Source organism: Kitasatospora sp. NPDC097691, from assembly GCF_040302665.1.
GTDB lineage: Bacteria > Actinomycetota > Actinomycetes > Streptomycetales > Streptomycetaceae > Kitasatospora.
Window position 1 is genome coordinate 125,444 of record NZ_JBEORY010000007.1, and the last position, 19,982, is coordinate 145,425.

General features: G+C 74.1%; 14 protein-coding genes. 6 read left to right on the plus strand and 8 right to left on the minus strand.

Annotated features, from left to right (window positions below; all coding sequences use genetic code 11):
- Positions 1 to 83: 83 nt before the first annotated feature.
- A complete protein-coding gene (locus ABTY56_RS07560; protein WP_350627432.1) occupies positions 84 to 1,574 on the plus strand; it encodes an FAD-dependent monooxygenase in 1,491 nt (496 codons plus the stop codon).
- A 124-nt stretch (positions 1,575 to 1,698) separates the two neighbouring features.
- Here the strand turns inward: ABTY56_RS07560 and ABTY56_RS07565 are convergent, their stop codons facing one another.
- Positions 1,699 to 2,265, minus strand: coding sequence for a CGNR zinc finger domain-containing protein (locus ABTY56_RS07565; protein ID WP_350627433.1), 567 nt, complete (start codon positions 2,263 to 2,265; stop codon positions 1,699 to 1,701).
- Positions 2,266 to 2,521: 256 nt separating this feature from the next.
- Between ABTY56_RS07565 and ABTY56_RS07570 the strand changes: the two genes are divergently transcribed.
- The 4 genes from ABTY56_RS07570 to ABTY56_RS07585 all read left to right on the plus strand — a co-directional run bounded on the left by ABTY56_RS07570 (position 2,522) and on the right by ABTY56_RS07585 (position 7,753).
- Complete coding sequence (locus ABTY56_RS07570) at positions 2,522 to 4,684, plus strand: protease pro-enzyme activation domain-containing protein (RefSeq protein WP_350627434.1); 2,163 nt, start codon at positions 2,522 to 2,524, stop codon at positions 4,682 to 4,684.
- Between the two features lie 353 nt (positions 4,685 to 5,037).
- On the plus strand, positions 5,038 to 6,054 hold the full coding sequence (locus ABTY56_RS07575; RefSeq protein ID WP_350627435.1) for an XRE family transcriptional regulator: 1,017 nt from the start codon (positions 5,038 to 5,040) through the stop codon (positions 6,052 to 6,054).
- A gap of 194 nt (positions 6,055 to 6,248) precedes the next feature.
- Positions 6,249 to 6,719 carry a VOC family protein gene (locus ABTY56_RS07580; protein WP_350627436.1) on the plus strand — a complete coding sequence of 157 codons (471 nt, stop codon included), beginning with the start codon at positions 6,249 to 6,251 and terminating at the stop codon, positions 6,717 to 6,719.
- Positions 6,720 to 6,841: 122 nt separating this feature from the next.
- Positions 6,842 to 7,753 carry a pyridoxamine 5'-phosphate oxidase family protein gene (locus ABTY56_RS07585; protein ID WP_350627437.1) on the plus strand — a complete coding sequence of 304 codons (912 nt, stop codon included), beginning with the start codon at positions 6,842 to 6,844 and terminating at the stop codon, positions 7,751 to 7,753.
- Between the two features lie 62 nt (positions 7,754 to 7,815).
- On the opposite strand, the gene ABTY56_RS07590 is transcribed toward ABTY56_RS07585, so the two are convergent.
- The 5 genes from ABTY56_RS07590 to ABTY56_RS07610 all read right to left on the minus strand — a co-directional run bounded on the left by ABTY56_RS07590 (position 7,816) and on the right by ABTY56_RS07610 (position 14,062).
- The gene (locus ABTY56_RS07590; RefSeq protein ID WP_350627438.1) at positions 7,816 to 8,565 is read right to left on the minus strand and encodes a TrmH family RNA methyltransferase; all 750 of its coding nucleotides are present in this window, start codon (positions 8,563 to 8,565) and stop codon (positions 7,816 to 7,818) included.
- A gap of 54 nt (positions 8,566 to 8,619) precedes the next feature.
- Positions 8,620 to 10,734 carry an FUSC family protein gene (locus ABTY56_RS07595; RefSeq protein ID WP_350627439.1) on the minus strand — a complete coding sequence of 705 codons (2,115 nt, stop codon included), beginning with the start codon at positions 10,732 to 10,734 and terminating at the stop codon, positions 8,620 to 8,622.
- Positions 10,735 to 10,743: 9 nt separating this feature from the next.
- A complete protein-coding gene (locus ABTY56_RS07600) occupies positions 10,744 to 12,033 on the minus strand; it encodes an HTTM domain-containing protein (protein ID WP_350627440.1) in 1,290 nt (429 codons plus the stop codon).
- Complete coding sequence (locus ABTY56_RS07605; RefSeq protein WP_350627441.1) at positions 12,030 to 12,692, minus strand: DUF5819 family protein; 663 nt, start codon at positions 12,690 to 12,692, stop codon at positions 12,030 to 12,032. Before ABTY56_RS07605 ends, ABTY56_RS07600 begins: the two co-directional genes overlap by 4 nt.
- A 140-nt stretch (positions 12,693 to 12,832) precedes the next feature.
- On the minus strand, positions 12,833 to 14,062 hold the full coding sequence (locus ABTY56_RS07610) for a rhodanese-like domain-containing protein (RefSeq protein ID WP_350627442.1): 1,230 nt from the start codon (positions 14,060 to 14,062) through the stop codon (positions 12,833 to 12,835).
- Positions 14,063 to 14,310: 248 nt separating this feature from the next.
- Here ABTY56_RS07610 and ABTY56_RS07615 point away from each other — a divergent pair, with 248 nt between their 5' ends.
- Positions 14,311 to 17,157 carry an ATP-binding SpoIIE family protein phosphatase gene (locus tag ABTY56_RS07615; protein ID WP_350627443.1) on the plus strand — a complete coding sequence of 949 codons (2,847 nt, stop codon included), beginning with the start codon at positions 14,311 to 14,313 and terminating at the stop codon, positions 17,155 to 17,157.
- Between the two features lie 70 nt (positions 17,158 to 17,227).
- Here ABTY56_RS07615 and ABTY56_RS07620 read toward each other — a convergent pair whose 3' ends face one another.
- Positions 17,228 to 17,941 carry a hypothetical protein gene (locus tag ABTY56_RS07620; protein ID WP_350627444.1) on the minus strand — a complete coding sequence of 238 codons (714 nt, stop codon included), beginning with the start codon at positions 17,939 to 17,941 and terminating at the stop codon, positions 17,228 to 17,230.
- A 257-nt stretch (positions 17,942 to 18,198) separates the two neighbouring features.
- Positions 18,199 to 19,968, minus strand: coding sequence for a phosphatidylglycerol lysyltransferase domain-containing protein (locus tag ABTY56_RS07625; RefSeq protein ID WP_350627496.1), 1,770 nt, complete (start codon positions 19,966 to 19,968; stop codon positions 18,199 to 18,201).
- Positions 19,969 to 19,982 lie beyond the last annotated feature (14 nt).

The following is a 19,982-nucleotide window of genomic DNA, read 5'->3' on the forward strand; positions in this document are numbered from 1 at the left end:
TCCTGCCGGGCCCGGGATGATGGAGGCTGGGAGAACGCCGGGAACGGCGTCCAACCGCCCTCCGAACACCGGGAGCTGAATACATGGCCGTGAAGCCGACGACCGAAGCCGACGTCCTGATCGTCGGCGCCGGACCCACCGGACTGCTGCTGGCCGGCGACCTCGCCGCGGCCGGCGTCGGCGTCACCGTGCTGGAGAAGCGGGCCGCCAAGTCCAACCTCACCCGGGCCTTCGCCGTGCACGCCCGCAGCCTGGAGCAGCTGGACGCCCGCGGCCTCGCCGAGGACCTCATCGCCACCGGCCGTCCGCTCGACTCGCTGAAGCTGTTCAACCGCTTCCGCATCGACCTCGGCTCGTTGCAGACCCGCTTCCCGTTCGTCCTGATCACCCCGCAGTACAACGTCGAACGGCTGCTCCTGGAGCGCGCGCAGAAGGCCGGCGCGACCGTGCTGCGCGGCACCGAGGTCACCGGCCTGCGCCAGGACGCCGAGGGCGTGACGCTGGAGACCGCCGACGGGCACACCCACCGCGCCGCGTACGCGGTCGGCACCGACGGCGTCCACTCCACCGTCCGCGACCTGCTCGGCATCCCGTTCCCCGGCGAGTCGGTGGTCGACTCCGTGGTGCTGGCCGACGTCCGGCTGGAGCGCGAGCCCGCCGAAGCGATCACCGGCGGCGCGAACGAGACCGGCTTCGCCTTCATCGCACCGTTCGGCGACGGCTGGTACCGGGTGATCGCCTGGGACCGCAACGAGCGCCACCAGGACGGCACCGTCCCGTCGACCGAACAGCTCACCGCCCTCCTGGCGAGCGTCCTCGGCGAGGACTACGGCCCGCACGACGTGCGCTGGAGCTCCACCTTCCACAGCGACGAGCGCCAGGCACCCAACTACCGCTCCGGCCGGGTCTTCCTGGCCGGCGACGCCGCCCACTGCCACTCCCCGGCCGGCGGCCAGGGCATGAACACCGGCCTCCAGGACGCCGCCAACCTCTCCTGGAAGCTCGCCGCCGCCCTGCGCGGCCGGGCCACCGACGCCCTGCTGGACACCTACCAGACCGAGCGGCACCCGGTCGGGAAGACCGTCCTGCGTACCTCCGGCGCACTGATCCGGCTCGCCCTCGCCGAGTCCGCCCCCACCCGCGCCCTGCGCGGGGCGCTCACCGCGCTCGGCGGCCACCTCGACCTGATCACCGAGCGCGGCGCCCGGCTGGTCTCCGGCATCGAGATCTCCTACCCCGCGCCCAAGGGCGCCCACCCGCAGGTCGGAAAGCGCGTCCCGGACCTGCGGCTGACCGCCCTCAGCAAGCCCGCCGAGGGCGCCCCGGCCGCGCCCGAGCGTCTCTACGAGGCCCTGCGCGCCGGAAAGTTCGTCCTCGTCAGCAACGACGAGCTCGCCGCCGCCGAACCCTGGGCCGACCGCATGGTCTCCGCCGCCCCCGCCGATCCGCACGGCAAGCTGCGCGACACCGTCCTGCTGATCCGCCCGGACGGCTACGTCGCCTGGGCCGCCGTCGACCCCGGCCAGGGCGAACTCCGCGCCACCCTCACCACCTGGCTCGGCACCCCGGCCTGACCCCCGTTCGGGCGGGCGCCCCCACCCCGCGCCCGCCCGAACCACGTCAGAGCAACCTCCGCCACGACCGCCCCGGCCCCGCGCAGCGGCCCGCGACCGACCCGACCCATCGTTCGGTCGTCCGTTAACCCCGCGCCTTCTCGTAGTGCCGCGCCACCTTCGCCCGATTCCCGCACACCGCCATTCGGCACCACCGTCGGCGCCCGTTCTGCGAGGCGTCGAAGAAATGCAGAATGCACGCCTCGTGCGCACACTGCTTCACCCGCTGCGCCCCCTGCCCGAGCAGCGTGAGGAAGTCGTCCGCGGCCAGCCAGGGCGCCAGCCACTCCGGCCGGTCGGCCTCGAACCGGTCCTCGGCCCCGCCCGGTCCGGCCGTCCGCCGGATCCGCCCGTGCGCCAGCACCGCGTCCAGTCCCTCCCGCGCCGCGGTGCTCAACTCGCCCTGCTCGCGGGCGTCCTGGGCGGCCAGCCCGATCGCCTCGCGGGCCTGCCGGATCGCCGCCAGCCCCGCGTCGTCGGCCTCGCAGCGGCCGCTCAGCCCGGCGGAGGAGAGCCAGATCCCGTACCCCTCGACCCCGGTGAGCAGGTCGTTGACGGGCGTCCCGGCCCAGCGCGTGTTGAGCAGGTCGAGCGCGAGCGGCTCGCCGATCAGCGGTCGCGGGTCCCTCGGGTCTGCCTTCACGTCAGTCATCGTTCTCCCTCGGCTCCATCCGATTCTACGTCTGCGCCCCACCGCTCGAATTGGTATGGACCGACCCCTGAATTCCACTCATTCACTGTATGGATTCCGCGAGTTTCCCGGCCTCCACACTTGACTGTTTTTTAGCAACGAATTGCTTGATCATGAGCCACTTCGCACACCGGTTCTGTCATGTTCGAGCCAGCGTTCTCGACCCCGGAACGCCTGGCCCCTTGCCGGCCCCCACAGCCGGCCAGAGGAGGATCCGTTGCGCCCCCGCACCCTTGCTCTCGCCGCGGCGATAGCCGTCCTGCCGCTGACCGCCGTCTCGCTCGGCGTCTCCGCCGCGCAGGCCGCCACCCCCAACGCCGCCCCGCGCGTCGCCCTGCCGAACACCGTGAACCCCGCGGTGGCCCACTCGGAGAAGAAGGGCGACGTCCCCGCCGAGCAGCAGATCTCGGTGGCCGTCAGCCTGAAGCTGCGCAACACCGACGCCCTCGACCGCTTCCTCGCCGCGGTCGCCACCCCGGGCACCCCGGAGTTCGGCAAGTACCTGACGCCGGAGCAGTTCACGGCCCGGTTCGGCCCGACCCAGGCCGACGTCGAGCAGGTCAAGGCCTACCTGGCCCAGCAGGGCCTGACCGTCTCGGACGTGAGCGCCAACCGCCAGGTCGTCAACGCCCGCGGCACCGCCGCGCAGGTCTCGCAGGCCTTCGGCACCCACGAGAGCGCGTACGTGGACCCGCAGATGCAGCGCTCGTTCTTCGCCAACGACGACGCCGCCTCGATCCCGTCCTCGCTGGCCTCGGTGGTCCAGGGCGTCAGCGGCCTGGACAACCACCCGGTCCGCAAGACCCACCTGGTCAAGCCGGGCTCGCTCAGCCCGAACGCCGCGACCGCGAGCCCGTCCGGCATGTCCCCGGCCCAGTACACCGGCGCCTACAACCTGAACAAGACCGGCGCCGACGGCACCGGCGTGACGGTCGCGCTGTGGGAGTTCGACGGCTACAGCAAGACCAACCTGACCACCTACGACTCGCAGTTCGGCCTGACCGGCCCGGCCGTCTCCACGGTCTCCGTGGACGGCGCCAACTACGACTCCAAGCCCGGCGAGGGCCAGGGCGAGGTCGAGCTGGACAGCGAGATCGTCCGCGGTGCGGCGCCCAAGGCCACCCAGCTGCTCTACGAGGCCCCGAACAGCGACCAGGGCGAGATCGACATGGCCAACAAGATCGTGGCCGACAACCGCGCCTCGGTCATCTCGATCTCCTGGGGCTCCTGCGAGCCGGACACCACTCCCGCCTCGATGACGGCCGTCGACAACGCCTTCAAGCAGGCCGCCGCCCAGGGCATCTCGATCTTCTCGGCCTCCGGTGACGACGGCTCGCGCGACTGCACCCGCTCCACCAGCGGCGCGACCGTCAAGGCGGTCGACTTCCCGGCCTCCAGCCCGCACCAGACCGGTGTCGGCGGCACCAACCTCAAGGTCGGCAGCGGCAACGCCTACTCCTCGGAGAGCGCCTGGAGCACCGCCGGCGGCGGCGTCTCCACCGTGTTCGGCAAGCCGAGCTGGCAGACCGGCACCGGCGTCAGCGGCACCATGCGCACCGTCCCGGACGTCGCCTCCAACGCCGACCCGCAGAGCGGCTTCTCGATCTACACGGCCGGCGGCTGGCAGGTCTACGGCGGCACCAGCGCGGCCGCGCCGCTCTGGTCCGGCTACGCGGCCCAGTTCAACCAGAAGGCCAAGGCCGCCGGGCAGCCGGTCCTCGGCGAGGCGAGCCCGCGGCTGTACTCGGTCGCGAACAGCAGCGCCTACGGCAGCACCTTCCACGACGTGACCACCGGCGCCAACCAGGACTTCTCCACGAAGTCCGGCTACGACCAGGTCACCGGCTGGGGCTCCCCGGTCGCCGACGCCCTGACCACCGCCCTGCTCGGCGGCGGTGGCGGCACCACCCCGCCGCCCGGCGGCTGCACCGCGGCCCAGCTGGTCGGCAACGGCGGCTTCGAGACCGGCTCCGCCGCCCCGTGGACCACCTCCAGCGGCGTCGTCGACAACAGCTCCTCCCAGGCCGCCCACGCGGGCAGCTGGAAGGCCTGGATGAACGGCTACGGCTCGACCCACACCGACACCGTGTCGCAGACCGTCTCGATCCCGGCCGGCTGCACCTCCGCGAAGCTGACCTTCTGGCTGCACATCGACACCGCGGAGTCCGGCTCCACGGCGTACGACAAGCTGACCGTCCAGGCCAACAGCACCACGCTGGCGACCTACTCCAACGCGAACGCCGCCGCCGGGTACGTGCAGCGCACCCTGGACCTGACCTCCTTCGCCGGCCAGACCGTGACCATCAAGTTCACCGGCACCGAGGACTCGTCCCAGCAGACCAGCTTCGTGATCGACGACGTCGCCCTGAACGTCAACTGATCACGCTGCCGATCACCGCAACCGGTCACCGGGCGGCAACGCCCGGTGACCACCGGTAGTACCGGACAGCACCACCGAGACCCCCGCCGGGGCGGCGCCGAGAGGGCCCGCCCCGGCGGTGTCGCGTCCGCCGGGGCGGCCCGGCCCGGGGCCTCCGGTGAGGGCCGTGTTTCCGGAGTGTTTCAAGATCGCTAACCATTCGGTTGACCTGCCGTGACCACTGTCATACGCACGACTGATGACGTAGCCTCTCGACCGTGCATAGGGTTCCCCAAAGCTCGGTGAAGCCGCTGGCGGCGCGCCCCGGCGTCGACCCGGTGCCACCGAACTCACCTGGTGGGGAGGGTCACCGCATGGCCGCACAGCAGCCTCAGGACGCCGCGCGACTGCGGCTGGTCGGGTCGCACACGGAGCGCCCCGGGCCTCCCGCGCCCGGATCAGCCCCGGCGCCGGCACCGCCCGCCGCCCGGCTCGCCCCGGTCGGCGGCTTCGCGGACACCCTGCACCTGGCCATCGAGGCCAGCGGCCTCAGCCTGGACCGGATCCGCGCGGCCCTCGCCCAACGCGGCGTCAGGGTCAGTGTCACGACGCTGAGTTACTGGCGGCGCGGCCGCAGCCAGCCCGAGCGGGCCAGCTCGCTGCGCGCCGTCCACCTGCTGGAGGAACTGCTCGGGCTGCCGCACAGCGCGCTCTCCTCCCTGCTCGGCCCGCCCCGCCCACGCGGCCGCTGGGCCGCCGCGGCCAACACCCTGCACCTCGGGCTGGAGGACGTCTGGCCGGGCGAGCAGGAGATCGCCAACATCTTCGCCGAGCTGGACGCCCCGCCGGCCGGCGAGCTGGAGCGCCTGAGCATCCACGACTCCTACTACGTGGACGCCGAGCGGCGCGGCAACCTGCTGCGGATGCGCCAGGTGGTGCGCGCCACCGTCGGCGGCGTCGGCCGCTGCCTGGTGGTGCACATGGCCGACGAGGAGGCGGCCGGCTGCCCAGAGATCACCTCGGTGCGGCACGGCCGGCTGGGCCGGGTGCGCCGCCGCCCGGAGGCCGGGCTGACCGTCGCCGAGCTGATGCTGGACCGCCCGCTCGGGCTCGGCGACAGCACCGTCTTCGAGTACGAGGTGGAGATCCCGCCGGGCGGTCCCACGCTGGAGTACAGCCGCCGCTTCGCCACCCCGGTGCGCGAGTACGTGCTCCAGGTGCACTTCGACCCGGCCTCCGTTCCGGCGCACTGCGAGCGCTACGACCGCGAGCCCGGTGCCGACGTCGACCACCGGCGCGAGCAGCTCTGGATCGGCGCCTCGGCCAGTGCCCACGTCCTGGCCCCGGACCAGCAGCCGGGCCACATCGGCATCCGGTGGGAGTGGGCGTAGCCCCGCTCAGCCCTCCGTCTCCCGAGCCCCGTCGGACCACCAGGTCCGGCGGGGCTTTCGCATGTCCGCCCCGAACCACCTAACCACTTCAATGTCGCGCACTGGTTGACGATCCATCACCTAACTCCTACTCTCATGAATACCGGTTAGACATGAGTCTCGCCGGAAGCCCCAGCCCCCGGGAGTGACCAGGCATGTCCAGCACCACCCTGATCCGCACCCTGCAGACCGGCCACGTGGGCCTGAACGTCACCGACCTGGCCCGCTCGATCGACTTCTACCGCGCGGTCTTCGGCCTCCAGGTCACCCACGAGGGCACCGACCCCGAGCGCCGCTTCGCCCTGCTCGGCCGCGACGGCCGCCTGGTGGTGACCCTCTGGCAGCAGAGCGCCGGCACCTTCGCCACCACGAACCCCGGCCTGCACCACCTCTCCTTCGAGGTCGAGAGCCTCGACGAGGTCCGCGCCGCCGAGCGGCTGCTGCGCGAGCTCGGCGCCGAGTTCGCCCACGACGGCGTCGTCCCGCACAACGAGGGCTCGGCCTCCGGCGGCATCTTCTTCACCGACCCGGACGGCATCCGGCTGGAGATCTACACCCGCACCGGCGTGGACGAGACCGAGGCCACGGCCCCCACCACCGGCGCCCCGACCTGCGGTTTCTTCTAGGCCGCCGCCCCGGGCCGCACCGGGCCGCACCGAACCGCCACCGCACCGAACCGCCACCGCGCCGAACCGCCGCCGTCCGACCCAGCCCCAGCCCCAGACCCAGCCCCGGAAGGGAGCCGACCGTGACCACCACCAGCACGCCGTACCACCCCGGCGAGCGGGCCGCCCAGGCCCGGGCCGGCCGGACCGAGCGGGCCGACCACGCCGGCCGGTCGATCCGCAGCACCATCCCGGCGGTCGCCGCCCGCTTCCTGTCCGAGCGGCGGATGCTGGTCGTCGGCGCCGCCGACCGGGACGGCCGGGTCTGGGCCACCCAGCTGACCGGCCCGGCCGGCTTCCTGCAGGCGCCGGACGAGCGGACGATGTCGGTCGCCGCCCGTCCGGCCGGGGCCGACCCGCTGGCCGAGGCACTGGCCCGCCCGGCCCGGGTCGGCACCATCGCCCTCGACCCGGCCGGCCGGCGCCGGATGCGGCTCAACGGCGGCTCCGTCCCGGACGGCCGCGGCGGGCTGCTGGTCAGCGCCGCCGAGGTGGTCTCCAACTGCCCGAAGTACATCCAGCGCCGCAGCCCGCAGGACCGCCCGGAGGCCGGCCCGCCCCGTACGGTCGCCGCCGGCCCGCGGCTGACCACCGCGCAGCGCCTGGCCGCGGCCACCGCGGACACCTTCTTCATCGCCACCACCGGGCCGGACGGCAGCGTGGACGCCTCCCACCGCGGCGGCTTCCCCGGCTTCCTGGAGGCGGTGGCGCCGGACCGGCTGCGCTGGCCGGAGTACCCGGGCAACAGCATGTTCCTGACCCTCGGCAACCTGGAGCTGGACCCGCGGGCCGGGCTGCTGCTGCCCGACTGGGAGACCGGCGGGGCCCTGCTGGTCACCGGCGAGGCCCGCACCGACTGGTCGCCGGAGGCCCGGCAGGCCGCCCCGGGCGCCGAGCGGATGGTCGACCTGGCCGTCACCGGCGTGCTCGAACTCGCCGACGCCACCCCGCTGACCTGGACGGACCCCGAGTACTCGCCCGCCATCCCGCGCTGATCCCGCCTCGACCGCCTTCCCCGGCGCCGCCGCTTCTCCTGACCCGTCCCCCGGGGCCCGGCTCAGCGCTTCCCGGACATCCAGTGGAAGAGGCCCATCGCCACACTGGTCGCCAGGTTGAAGCTGGACACCCCCGCCTGCATCGGCACCGCGACCAGCTGGTCCGCCCGCGCCTTGAGCTCCTGCGACACCCCGTGCCGCTCGGTGCCGAAGGCGAGCAGGGCGTCGTCCGGGAACGGCACGTCCCGGATGTCCGCACCCTCCGGGTCCAGCACGAACAGCGGCCCGGCGGGCAGCTGCGGCAGCGTCAGCCGCTCCACCGCCGTGGCGAAGTGCAGACCGGCACTGCCCCGCAGCACGTTCGGGTGCCACGGGTCCAGATCCCCCGTGGTCACCACCCCCGTGGCCCCGAACCCCGCCGCCAACCGGATCACCGCCCCGACGTTCCCCAGATTCCGCGGGTTCTCCAACACCACCACCGGCGCCCGCCGCGGCCGCGCCCCCAACACCGCCAGATTGGCCCCGGCAGCAGGCCGCACCGCCAGCGCGACCACCCCGGTCGGGTGCAGCCGGGGCACCAGCGTCCGCACCACCGCCTCCGGCGCCTCCACCGCGAGCCCGTCCACCGCCGGCACGACGTCCTCGGCCAACTCGGCGGCCAGCGCCGTCAACGCCCCCCGATCGACGGTCACCACCTTCCGAACATCCCCACCGAACCGCAGCGCGTGCTTCAACGCGTGGAACCCGTCCAGCAGCACCACCCCCGGCTCCCGCTCAGCCGCCCGCCACTCCCGCACCAGCTCCTCGTCCATGCCGCCCACTCTGCCACCCCCTGTACCGGAGCCCACCCGGCGAGCGCCCCCGCGCTACCGGGCCTCCGCGCTGCCCCGCAGGGCCCGCTCCAGATCCCGCAGCGCCTGCCCCACCAACCGCACCCCCGCCCGCACCACATCCCGCTGCACCCCGGCCGGCATCCCCGCCAGTCCCTCCTCCAACCACGCCTGCGCCGCCCGCACCGCCCCGAACTCCACCGCCTGCCCGGTCAGCAGCGCCGCCGCCGCGAGCGCGGTGGCGAGGCGCAGTTCCTCCGCGTACGCCTTCGCTCCCGGCACGGGCTCCGCGTCGCCCGTCGGCAGGTGCGCCTCCAGCAGCACCCCCGCCCGCCCGAGCGATCCGACCGCCGCCAGGGCCCGGTCGATCTGGCGCCGGCTGACCCCCTCCAGCCCGGACTCGTGCCGCCCCGGTTCGGCGTCGGCCCGCTCCATCGCCTGGATGAGTTCGGACCGCGCCTCCCGCGAGTCCAGCAGCGCGCTCCGCACGGCCCGCTCCCGCGGCGCCGCCGGTGTCTCGTAGCAGGCGATCACGGCGCCGGCGTACCGCCCGGCGGCCGCGAGCCATTCGGCGAGCCGTTCCCCGAGCCGCGCGGTCTGCCAGGTGGGGAACAGCGCGTACGTGACCAGCGCGATCGTCCCGCCGAGCAGCGTGAGCCCGACCCGTTCGACGGCGGTCACCAGCGGGTTCCCCTCCTGCAGCCCGAGCAGGAACACCACGTACGTCGAGATCCCGACCGTGGTCAGCGCGTACCCGGTCCGGAACGCGAGGTACGCCCCGCCGATGCAGACCACCGCCAGCGCGGCCAGCACCCACTCCCCGGGATGGGCCAGCTGCACCACCAGCGTGGAGACCGCGACCCCGACGACCGTCCCGGCCAGCCGCGCGACGCCCCGGCTGTAGGTCTGCGCGAAGTCCGGCCGCATCACCATGGCGGCGGTCATCGGCGCCCAGTACCCGTGGTGGAACCCGGCCAGCCGGGCCAGCAGGTACGCGACGGTGACCACCCCCGAGAGCCGTACGGCGTGCTGGAAGATCGCCGAACGCGGATGCAGCTGCCGCCGGACGGTCCGCGCCGCGACGGGCAGCATCCGGCCGATCGACGGCTTGTGCAGCGCCCCGCCGGCCCCGACCACGGGGGTGGTGATGGTGTCCGCGTCGTTGCGTTCGAGGGTGTCCGCGGCCTTCCGCAGCAGTCCGCCGAGCCGTCGGGCGGAACGCCGGGCGGCGCCCCGCAGCCGTGGTCCCTCGTCGTCCGGCCGGATCAGGGTGAGCGCGGGCGCGGACCGGGGGAGCCGGACGGGGTCGCCGGTGCGGATCGCCCGGGCGAGGGCGTCCATGACCTCGGCGGCGGCGGCCAGCACCTCCCGGGCCCGGTCACGTTCCGGCCCTTCCTCGGGGGCGCCGACCTTGGGGTCGGCGAGCGCGGCGAGGGTGGGCCGGATGCGTTCGGCGAGGCCGCGCAGGCCGCGCAGTTCGGGAGGACGGTGCCGGTCCTGCCAGGGCGTCACGGCGGAGGCGTGCCGGGCGGTCATGAACGGTTCCGGGTCGACGTGCGCGGTCGGGTCCTGCCGCAACCGGCGGGCGTAGTCGGCGAGTTCGGCGTAGGTGTCGGCGAGGGCGGCGCGCTGGGCGCTCCAACTTCCGATCGGCCAGACGGTGATGACGACGGCCTGGACGACCCCGCCGAGGGCGGCGACCAGTCCGTGGCCGAGCGCGGTGACGGTGCTGACCGGCAGCTGGACGACGATCAGCATCACCGAGACGGTGTTGGTCGCGACCACCCCCGCGGTGGGCCCGATCGCCCAGGACAGCCCGGCTCCGAAGGCCCACACCGCGAGCAGCACCGGGAACAGCCCGTACACCCCCGCGGCCAGGTAGCCGAGGAAGGTGCTGATGCCGAGTCCGAGGCCGGCCACGACGGCGAGGCTGGCGCGGGGCCGGAAGCTGCGCTGGAAGGTGGCCGAGCCGGCGATGAACGCCCCCATCGCGGCCGAGGTGGCGAGCGGGACGCCGCTGAGCGCGAGCGTCGGGAAAAGCACCAGCGCCACGGCGACCGCCCCGCGCACGGCCCGCTTGGGGTCGGTGAGCGCCCGGTCCAGGGTGAGTCCGGTCCGCGCGGTGTCACGAAGCGCGGCGAACCAGGACATACCGACATCCTAGGGTGCGGACTTCCGCCGGATCCGACCGGTACGGATCCGACTCACCCGCGCCGCCGCCCAGAGCAGTGCCCCGGTCGGCAGGAACACCGCGTCCGCGGCGATCATCGCCAGCGAGAACACCGGCAGCCCGAGCACCACCGCGATCCCGACGTGCTCCAGCATCATGACGGCCAGCAGCCCGTTCTTGACCCGCCGGTTGAGCAGCGTGAACGGGAAGGCCACCTGCAGGATCACGGTGCCGTACGAGATCAGGAACACCGGCAGCAGCGCCGAGCCGACCAGCGCGGACAGCCCGGGCCAGGGCGCGAAGTAGTCCAGGTGCACCGGGTAGTAGAGCGCGGTGCCGTCCTGCCAGCGCGAGCCCTGCACCTTGTACCAGCCGGCCGTGGCGTAGATCAGCACCACCTCGACGGCGATCACCAGCATCGCGCAGTTGTGCACCATGGTGGCCAGCGCGTCGAGCACCGCCCGGAGCTCGCCGTCCGGCCGCAGCCGTCCGACGGCCCACCAGACCCCGGCCACCGCCCAGAGCCCCCAGAACAGCGGCGACCAGCCGAGGTGGGGGAAGGTCCGGCTGGTCCAGGTCAGGCTCTCGCCGGAGAAACCGCCGAACTGACAGGCCGCCAGGACCACCCCGAGGGCGGCCCAGAGCACCACTCCGCTCCGCCCGTCCCGCCCGGTGCGCCGAGCCCGGCCTGGGGGCACCTCCCGGCCGGAGGCCGGGGGAGCGTCCAGCGACCAGACCTCGGCGCAGCGGGTGAAGACCAGGTAGACCGCCATCAGGTGGACGACGTTGTCGCCGCCGTCGCCAAGGAAGACGTCGCGGTTCTGCAGCGACAGCACCGTCACCAGGAACAGCACGGTGCTCGCCCTGGTCCGCCAGCCCAGCAGCACGCCGAGGGCCGCCAGCACCGCCAGGTGGTAGACCAGCTCGAACCAGGGCCGGCCGCCGAACCAGGGCAGCACGGTGAACGCCCCGTCGTCGCCCAGCAGCCGATCGGCCAGCTCCATCGACCAGGGGGAACGGTCGCCGTACAGCACCCGCCGGTTGGGCCACTCGCGCAGCAGGTAGGCGAGCCAGACCAGCCCGAACCCGATCCGCACCGCCGCGGCCTGGTGGCGTCCGAGCACCCGCCCGGTGAAGGCCTCGACGGCCCGTCCGAGCAGCTCGGCCGCCCCCGGCCCGCGCGGCGCCGGCACGTCCGGCCCGGGTACGGGCGGCTGCCCGGCGACGGCCTGCCGCGGAACGCCGTCCGCCCGGGGATCCCGCGCCGACACCCCGTTCATCCGAGCAGTCCCCGGTAGTCCTCGTCCGCCACCGGCCACCACGGCAGCTCCCGTACCTTGGGCGCCGGCGGCGCCGCCTCGCCGCTCCAGGCCGGCGGCGGCACGGTCGCCGCGGTCACCCGGAACCGGATCTCCAGGATCCGCTCGCCGTCCGCCTCCCGGCCGATCCGCTGCAGCGCGATCCGCTTCAGGTACTGCTCGGCGAGCTTGCCGCGCGCGTTGGCCGGCGTCTCGTCCTGCGGGTTGTGCGAGCCGTCGTAGAAGTCCCAGGCCCGGCGCAGCAGGTTCTGGTCGACGTGGCTGGGTGCCGGGTTGCCCCGTATCGCGGCGATGTCCTGCGCGGTCAGCCCGGTCCAGTCGCGGGTGGTGGTCGCCCCGCCGGGGGCGACGGTCCGCACCTGGGCGTCCAGGCTGACGTTCTGCTGCAGCGGGTTGGGGGCGAACAGCTTCCAATTCTGCTCGAACTCCGGGTACACCACGCCGTCGATCGCGGTCCGGTACTGCCGGGACAGCGAGTTGGCAGGCGCGACGTGCAGGAACACCGCGGCGAGGAACAGGCCGGTGCCGCCGATCAGTGCCGCCCCGGCGAGGCCGAGGACGAGCTGCGCGGGCTTCGACCAGGCCCTCCCCGCGGCCGGCCGGTCCGTCGTCTCCGTCATGGCCTCCCCAGCCCGGTCGGCGGGCGCCCCCGGCCCGGTACCGGCGCGCTCGCGCGCGCCCATCCTGCCCTACCGGGTGACGGGCGACGGCGGGCCCGCGGGCCCGGGAGTCCCGGCCCGGGAGTCCGCGCCCGGGAGTCCTAGAGGACGAAGGCCTCCTGGCCGGTGCTGCTCACCATCGGACGGCCGGCGCCCTGCCAGGCGTACATCCCGCCGTCCACGTTCACCGCGTCCCGGCCCTGCTGGACCAGGTACTGGACGACCTGCGCGGAGCGGCCGCCGACCCGGCAGAGCACGTACAGCTTCTCCTCGGGCAGCTCGCCGAGCCGGGCGATCACCTGGCCCAGCGGGATGTGCAGCGCGCCGTCCACGTGCCCGGCGTCCCACTCGTCCTGCTCGCGCACGTCCAGCAGGGCGGCGTCGGCGGGCACGGCGGCGGCGTCGGCGGTGGGGATCTGCGCGAACATCGTGTGGCTCTCCTGGGCGTGGGAAGGCTGGGGGTGGATCGGGTCCGTGCCATTGTCGCCCACCGGCTCCGAAGCGTCGCCGGCCACCGGGCCGGGGCCGCCGAGCAGCCGCTCCAGCTCGGCCTGCCGGTCGGCGGCCTTGGCCAGCAGTTCCTCGGCGAGCTGCTCCAGCAGCCGGTCCGGGTCCTGCGGGGCGAGGGCGAGCAGCTGGCCCATCGGGGTCTGCTCCAGCCGGACCTGCTCGGTGGCGGTCTCGGCGATCTTGGCGGTCAGCCAGTCCAGCCGGCGGCGCAGCCAGCCCGACCGGTCGGGGGAGTCGACGGCGGGCGCGGCCTCGGGCGCGGTGGACCACTCCGCGGCCAGGCCCTCCAGTACGGCGGCGTCACCGAACGCGTAGGCCTCGTTGACCCTGACCAGGAAGGCGGCCCGGCGCTGCTGCTCGGCCGGGTCGGTGGTCAGGTCGGGGTGGGCGCGGCGGACCAGCTCGCGGTAGATCCGCTGGGCCTCCTTGCCGGGCCGCACCCGGGTCGGCGCGGCGGGCGGCGGTGGTGCCGCCTCCTCGCCCCGGCCGGACTGCTCCCGCTGCTCCTGGACGGAGTCGAACAGCGCGTCCAGGTCCGGCAGTTCCTCGACCTGCTGCCGCGCCTCGGCGGCCCGGCGCAGGTCCTCCGGCCGACCGGTGCGGGCCGCGACCGCCTCGGCGACCAGCGCGTCCAGCTCGTCCAGCCGGGCGTACAGCGGGCCGAGCAGCTGGTGGTGGATCAGGGCGAAGTTGTCGATCTCGACCCGCAGCGTCTGCACGTCCACGTCCATGCTGAGCCAGGCGAGCTCGGCGGCGGCGACCCGCTCCTCCAGCTCCTGCTGCTCCGGGTCCGTCCAGCGGGCGGGGCTCTGCGCGCTCACTTCTCGCCTCTGTCTCGTCCGGGCGGCTGCGTCCTGCGGGGCCGCCGGGCGGGCGGTCCGGCCTGCCACCCTACCGCCGCGCACGAAAGCCCCGTCCGGGTGAACCGGGGGTACGGACCGGCGCGCGACGCGCGACACGCAACCGATACTGAGGAATCTCCCCGTTTCGGTATCAAGCCCGGCCCGGTCCGTGCTTCGCTGGTATCCGCACAGCGTGCCTTCCTCCGGAGAGACGGCCGCCTCCAGGCGTGGCGGCCAGGCGGGAGCAGACCGAATCCATGGTGGCCGAGTCCAACTCCACACCGCGTCCGGCGGCCGACGGAACCGAACCGGGCGACCACCCCGCGGGCGTGGCCGCCCTGGTGCGGCTCGCCCTCGTCCAGGTCGACCGGTCCGGCCGGATCGCGCAGTGGGGCCGAGCCGCCGAGGAGCTGTTCGGACACCGCGCCGAGGTCGCCCACGACCGCCCCGCCTCCGGCCTGCTGCCCGCCGTGGAGTCACGGGCGCTCGGCCGGTGCTCCGTCCGCCGCACCGGCGACGCCTTCGACACCCTCGCCGAGCTGACCGCGACCGGCCGCCCCTGGGCCGGTCGGCTGACCGTCACCGACCGCGAGGAGCACCAGCGCGACGTGCTCTGGTGGGCCTATCCGCTGCCCGGCCCGTCCGGCGGGCTGCTCGCCCTGGCAGCCGACGCCCGCCCGCTGCGCACCGCCGGCCCCCGGCTCGCGCTCGGCGAGCGGCTGCTGCCGTTCGCCGCCGCCCCCGCCGCCCGGGGCGGCTTCCACGGGCTGGCCGCCACGCTCACCGCGCCCGCCGACCGGGTACCCGAGCCGCTGGCCCGGCTGCTGCCCGCCGCCCACCGGCCGGCGGTGCTGACCGCGATCGGGCTCGGTGGGCTGCCCGCCCTGCGGCTGGACGCGGTCACCGTACTGCCGGTGCTGCCCGCCGACGCGCAGACCGGGACGGCGCACGCGGCCGCCGGCCTGGGCCGCCGCTACCCGACGCCGCAGCAGCGCGCCGCCCGGGTCGGCCCGCCGCCGCAGCCCGACCAGACCGCGCCCGGCCGCCGTCCGGACGGCCGGCTCCCGGCCCAGCGCGACACCGCCCTGCGCGACCCCGCGCAGCGCGAGACCGCCGACCTGCCCGTCCCCCAGCCCGTCCCCCAGCCCGTCGCCCAGCCCGTCGCCGCCGTCAGCGGTGCCGCGGCGGGCGGCGGCCCGTCCGTGCCTCCCCCGGCCTCCGGCCGGGAGGTGCCCCCACCAACGGGAGGAGGAGCCACCATCGACCGAGCCACCGTCGAGTCGTCCGCCACGGACCACCCGACGCCCCGCGCCGCCCAGGCCCCGCCCGCCGCCGTGCCCGTCCCGGTCCCCGCCCCCGCGAGCGCCTCGGGCCCGCCGTCCGGACGACTCGGCCCGTTCCTCACCAACGGCCAGGCCGGCGAGCAGCTGGCGCTGCTGAACGAGGTCGGCGGCAAGGTCGGCACCACCCTGGACCTCGGCTTCACCGCCCACGAGCTGTGCCAGGTGCTGGTCCCCAGGGTCGCCGACTTCGCCTGCGTGGACCTGGTGGACGGGCTGATCTCGGACTCCGAGCTGCCGGTCGCCCGCCCGGACGACGACACCATGCTGCGCCGGGTCGCCCTGGTCTACAACGAGACCGGCGGCGCCTGGGACCACGTGCTCACGGAGGGCTCGCTGGTCAGCATGCCCCGCCGCACCCCGCCCGGGATGGCCCTGCAGCTGAACCAGCCGGTGCTGGTCCCGGTGGTCAGCGCGGACGTCGCGGTCGACTACGCGATCGCGCTCGGCGGCGTCCGGCTGGCCCCGGTGGTCTCCGGCCGCTCGATGCTGGTCGTCCCGCTCTCCGCCCGGGGCACCGTGCTGGGCATCCTCAAGCTGCTCCGGCTGCCCGACCGCGCCCCCTTCGACGAGAGCGACGCCGCGACCCTCAAGGAACTGGCCGTCCGCGCCGCGCTGTCGCTGGACAACGCCCGGCTGCACCGCGCCGAGGCGAGGGTCGCCACCACCCTGCAGCGCTCGATGATCCCGACCCGCCCGCCGCAGATCCCCGGCGTGCAGATCGCCCACCGCTACCTGCCCGGCGACCCCAAGGCCGAGGTCGGCGGCGACTGGTTCGACGCGATCCAGCTGCCCGGCAGCCGGGTCGCCCTGGTGGTCGGCGACGTGATGGGCCACGGCATCCACTCGGCCGCCGCGATGGGCCGCTTCCGCACCGCCATGCAGACCCTCGCCGCCCTGGACCTGCCGCCCGGCCAGCTGCTGCGCCACCTGGACAACCTGGCCCACAAGCTCGGCGACGACCACCTCGCGACCTGCCTGTACGCGGTCTACGACCCGATCAACCGGACCTGCGAGCTGGCCAGCGCCGGCCACGTCCCGCCCGTCCTGGTGCACCCGGACGGCACCGGCGAACTGCTGGAGATCCCGGCCGGCGCACCGATCGGCGTCGGCGGGGTGCCGTTCGTCGCCAAGACCATCGACGTCTCGGACGGCTCGATGCTGGTGCTGTGCACCGACGGCCTGGTCGAGGTCCGGGGCGGGGACATAGGAGCGGGCCTCGCGGCGCTCTGCGGCAACCTGATCGACCCGCAGCAGAGCCCCGAGCAGGCCTGCGACGAGGTGCTGCGCCGGCTGCACACCGACGACCGCAAGGACGACGTGGCCCTGCTGGTGGCCCGCTTCGACGGGGTCGCCCCGTCCGAGGTGGCCACCTGGGACCTCACGGTGGACCAGCGCGAGGTCCGCCGGGCCCGCTCGCTGGTCCGCGAGCAGCTGGCCGGCTGGCACCTGCAGGCCCTCAGCGACACCACCGAGCTGCTGGTCAGCGAGCTGGTGACGAACGCCGTCCGGGTCGCCAGGGACCGGGTCCAGCTGCAGCTGATCCGGGTGGACAAGCTGCTGGTCGAGGTCAGCGACGACAACCACAACCTGCCCTCGCTGGAGCCGGCCGAGCAGCTCGGCGAGACCGGCCGCGGCCTCACCCTGGTCACCAAGCTGGCCGAACGCTGGGGCACCGCCCGCAAGGCCGTCGGCAAGGTCGTCTGGTTCGAACTGCCCCTCCCGCACGCCTGACGGCCGCGTACGGATGTCCGTACGCGGCCGTCAGGGGTGGACAGCGTCCGTCAGGAACAGGCAGCGTCCGTCAGGGGATGAGCGCCCCGGCCGGCCGACGCCGCCGGGCCTCCACCGCGACCTCCCGCGAGGCGGCCGTGGCCACCGAGGTGGCGGCGCCGACCCCGGCCAGCACCCGCGGCCAGAAGTCCCCGAAGACCTCAACCGAGACGGCGATCAGCAGCGCGGTGATCACCGCGACCACGTGCTCCAGGCCCGCCAGGTTCGGCAGCACGATCGCCTCGCCGACCATCGTGGCCACCACCAGGCAGGCGGTGAACCAGGCCCGGCATCGGAACGCGATGCAGATCGCCAGTGCCACCACCGCGGCCGACGGCCCGGTGTCCCGCACGTAGGCGACCCACTTCGGGAAGCCGAACAGGTGGTGCGGCCCGATCGCCACGCCGACCCGGGCGAACAGCGTGCCCGCCAGGGTGCAGGCGTAGGCGACCACCAGGGTCATCCGCCGGCCGAGCACGATCTCGGCGATCGCGAAGACCACGAACACCTGGGCCAGCGCCCCCCAGACCGGCAGGTCCAGCGCCGGGACGTACAACGACAGCGGAGTCCGCAGCAGCGAGACGTCCAGCGGCAGCGCCGCCCGCACCACCCCGATCCGATTGACGAAGTGCTCACCGCCCGGCAGGTGCTGGACGATGCTGAACAGCAGGATCAGAAACGTCGCCAGCGTGGCCAATGGAACCGCTGCGAACTTCTTTCGCACCACCGCGTTCCGCACAGTCACGAACAACGTTCCCCACTCGGCGACAGCGGCCGTTCTGGCTAGCGCCAGCGGCCCCTTTCGCACGCCCCCCGCGTGGGTCCTGAAAATCACAGCCGTTTCTCCGAATCCCCGAACTCTCGTCTACTCCAACATTAGAAGCCTCTTAACAAAGGCACATCGGCACGGATGGGGATAAGGGTCATCCTCAAGGGGGAGAGCCGTCCCCCCTCCGGACCCCCATTCGACCGGCCGGCCCCCTCCGCCCCCCCGACGGAGGGCTACCCCTTCCCGTCCCGGGCCGCCACCGGCACCCGGGGCGCCACCACGGCGGTTCCGGCGTGCCGGCGTCGGAACAGGGCGGGCAGGCTCGGCGCGACGATGAAGCCCTCTGCGCGCGCGCTCGCGATGCCGATCCGCGGAATCTCGCTGCTCTTCTCGAACAGCAGGTAGCGCGGCTCCCAGATCGGCCGGTACTTGGCATTCGCGCGGTACAGCGACTCGATCTGCCACCAGCGCGAGAAGAAACCCAGGACGGAGCGCCACAGCCGCAGCACCGGGCCGGCCCCCAGCCGGGAACCGCGCTCGAAAACCGAGCGGAACATCGCGAAGTTCAGCGACACCCGCTTCAGCCCGACCTCGTCGGCGCGCTGCAGCAGCTCGATCACCATGAACTCCATCAGGCCGTTCTCGGTGTCCCGGGCCCGACGCATCAGGTCCAGCGAGAGCCCGTCCGGGCCCCACGGGACGAAGCTCAGCAGCGCCTTGAGCTCGCCCTCGCCGTCACTGCACTCCAGCATCACGCAGCGGCCGTCGCCCGGGTCGCCGAGCCGGCCGAGCGCCATCGAGAAGCCGCGCTCGGTCGCCCCGTCGCGCCACTCGTCGGCCTTGGCCACCAGCGCGGCCATCTCCGTCTCCGCGATGTCCTCGTGGCGGCGGATCCGCACCGTGTACCCGGCCCGCTTGACCCGGTTGTACGCCTGCCGGACCACCCGCATCGCGCGGCCGTCCAGCGAGAACTCGTCCAGCTCGACGATCGCCTCGTCACCCAGCTCCAGCGCGTCCAGCCCGTGCCGGGCGTAGATCACCCCGGCCTCCTCGGAGGCGCCCATCACGGCCGGCGCCCAGGCGTGCTCGCGGGCCTCGGCCAACCAGGCGTCGATCGCGCCGGGCCAGGCCTCCGGGTCGCCGATCGGGTCGCCCGAGGCGAGCGAGACGCCGCCGACCACCCGGTAGGTGACCGCCGCCTTGCCGCTGGGGGAGAAGATCACCGCCTTGTCCCGGCGCAGCGCGAAGTAGCCGAGCGAGTCCCGCTCACCCTGCTTCTCCAGCAGCCCGCGCAGCTTCGCCTCGTCCTCCGCGGTCAGCAGCTCGGTGCCCCGCGGGCTGCGGAAGGCCACGTACAGCACCAGCAGGAAGAGCACCCCGCCCATCGCGTTGATCGCGGCGTTCACCCAGGTCGGCGCGGCGATCACCGAGCGCAGGTGCTCGGACGGCGTGATGGTGATCATCCGGCCGACCGAGTAGCGGAAGAGGTCCCAGAAGCCCGCGCCGGACAGCTCGTTGGTCGCCCAGACCAACAGCGAACCGGCCAGACCGCCGAACAGCAGCCCGCCGACGAAGGTGGCCGCCGCGGTCTTCGGGTTGGAGCTGTCCCCCTTGGACGTGAACTCCTTGCGCCCGACCAGGAGCGCCAGCACGAACAGACAGGTCAGGATCGTGGAGAAGTAGTTGAGCGGGTGCTCGTCGAAGTGCTCGTCCGGAAGCGCCATCAGCGCCAGGTACAGCAGCGCGAAGAGCCCGCCGAGCGCCGCGTTGAAGATCCACGCGGCCCGCTTGCGCCGCCGCATCGCGATGGCGAGGAACACCGACAGCACCGCGCTGGCCAGGCCCGAGGTCATCAGGTACGGGGTGAAGTACTCACCCTCGTTGTGCTCGCTGACCTGGTTGCGGAAGGGCACCAGCAGCACCGTCGCCACGTTCAGCAGCGCGATCAGCCGCAGGTACCAGACGGAGGCCGCGGCGGCCCTCGGGCGCCAGCGGTCGAGCACGCCGACGGGCCGGG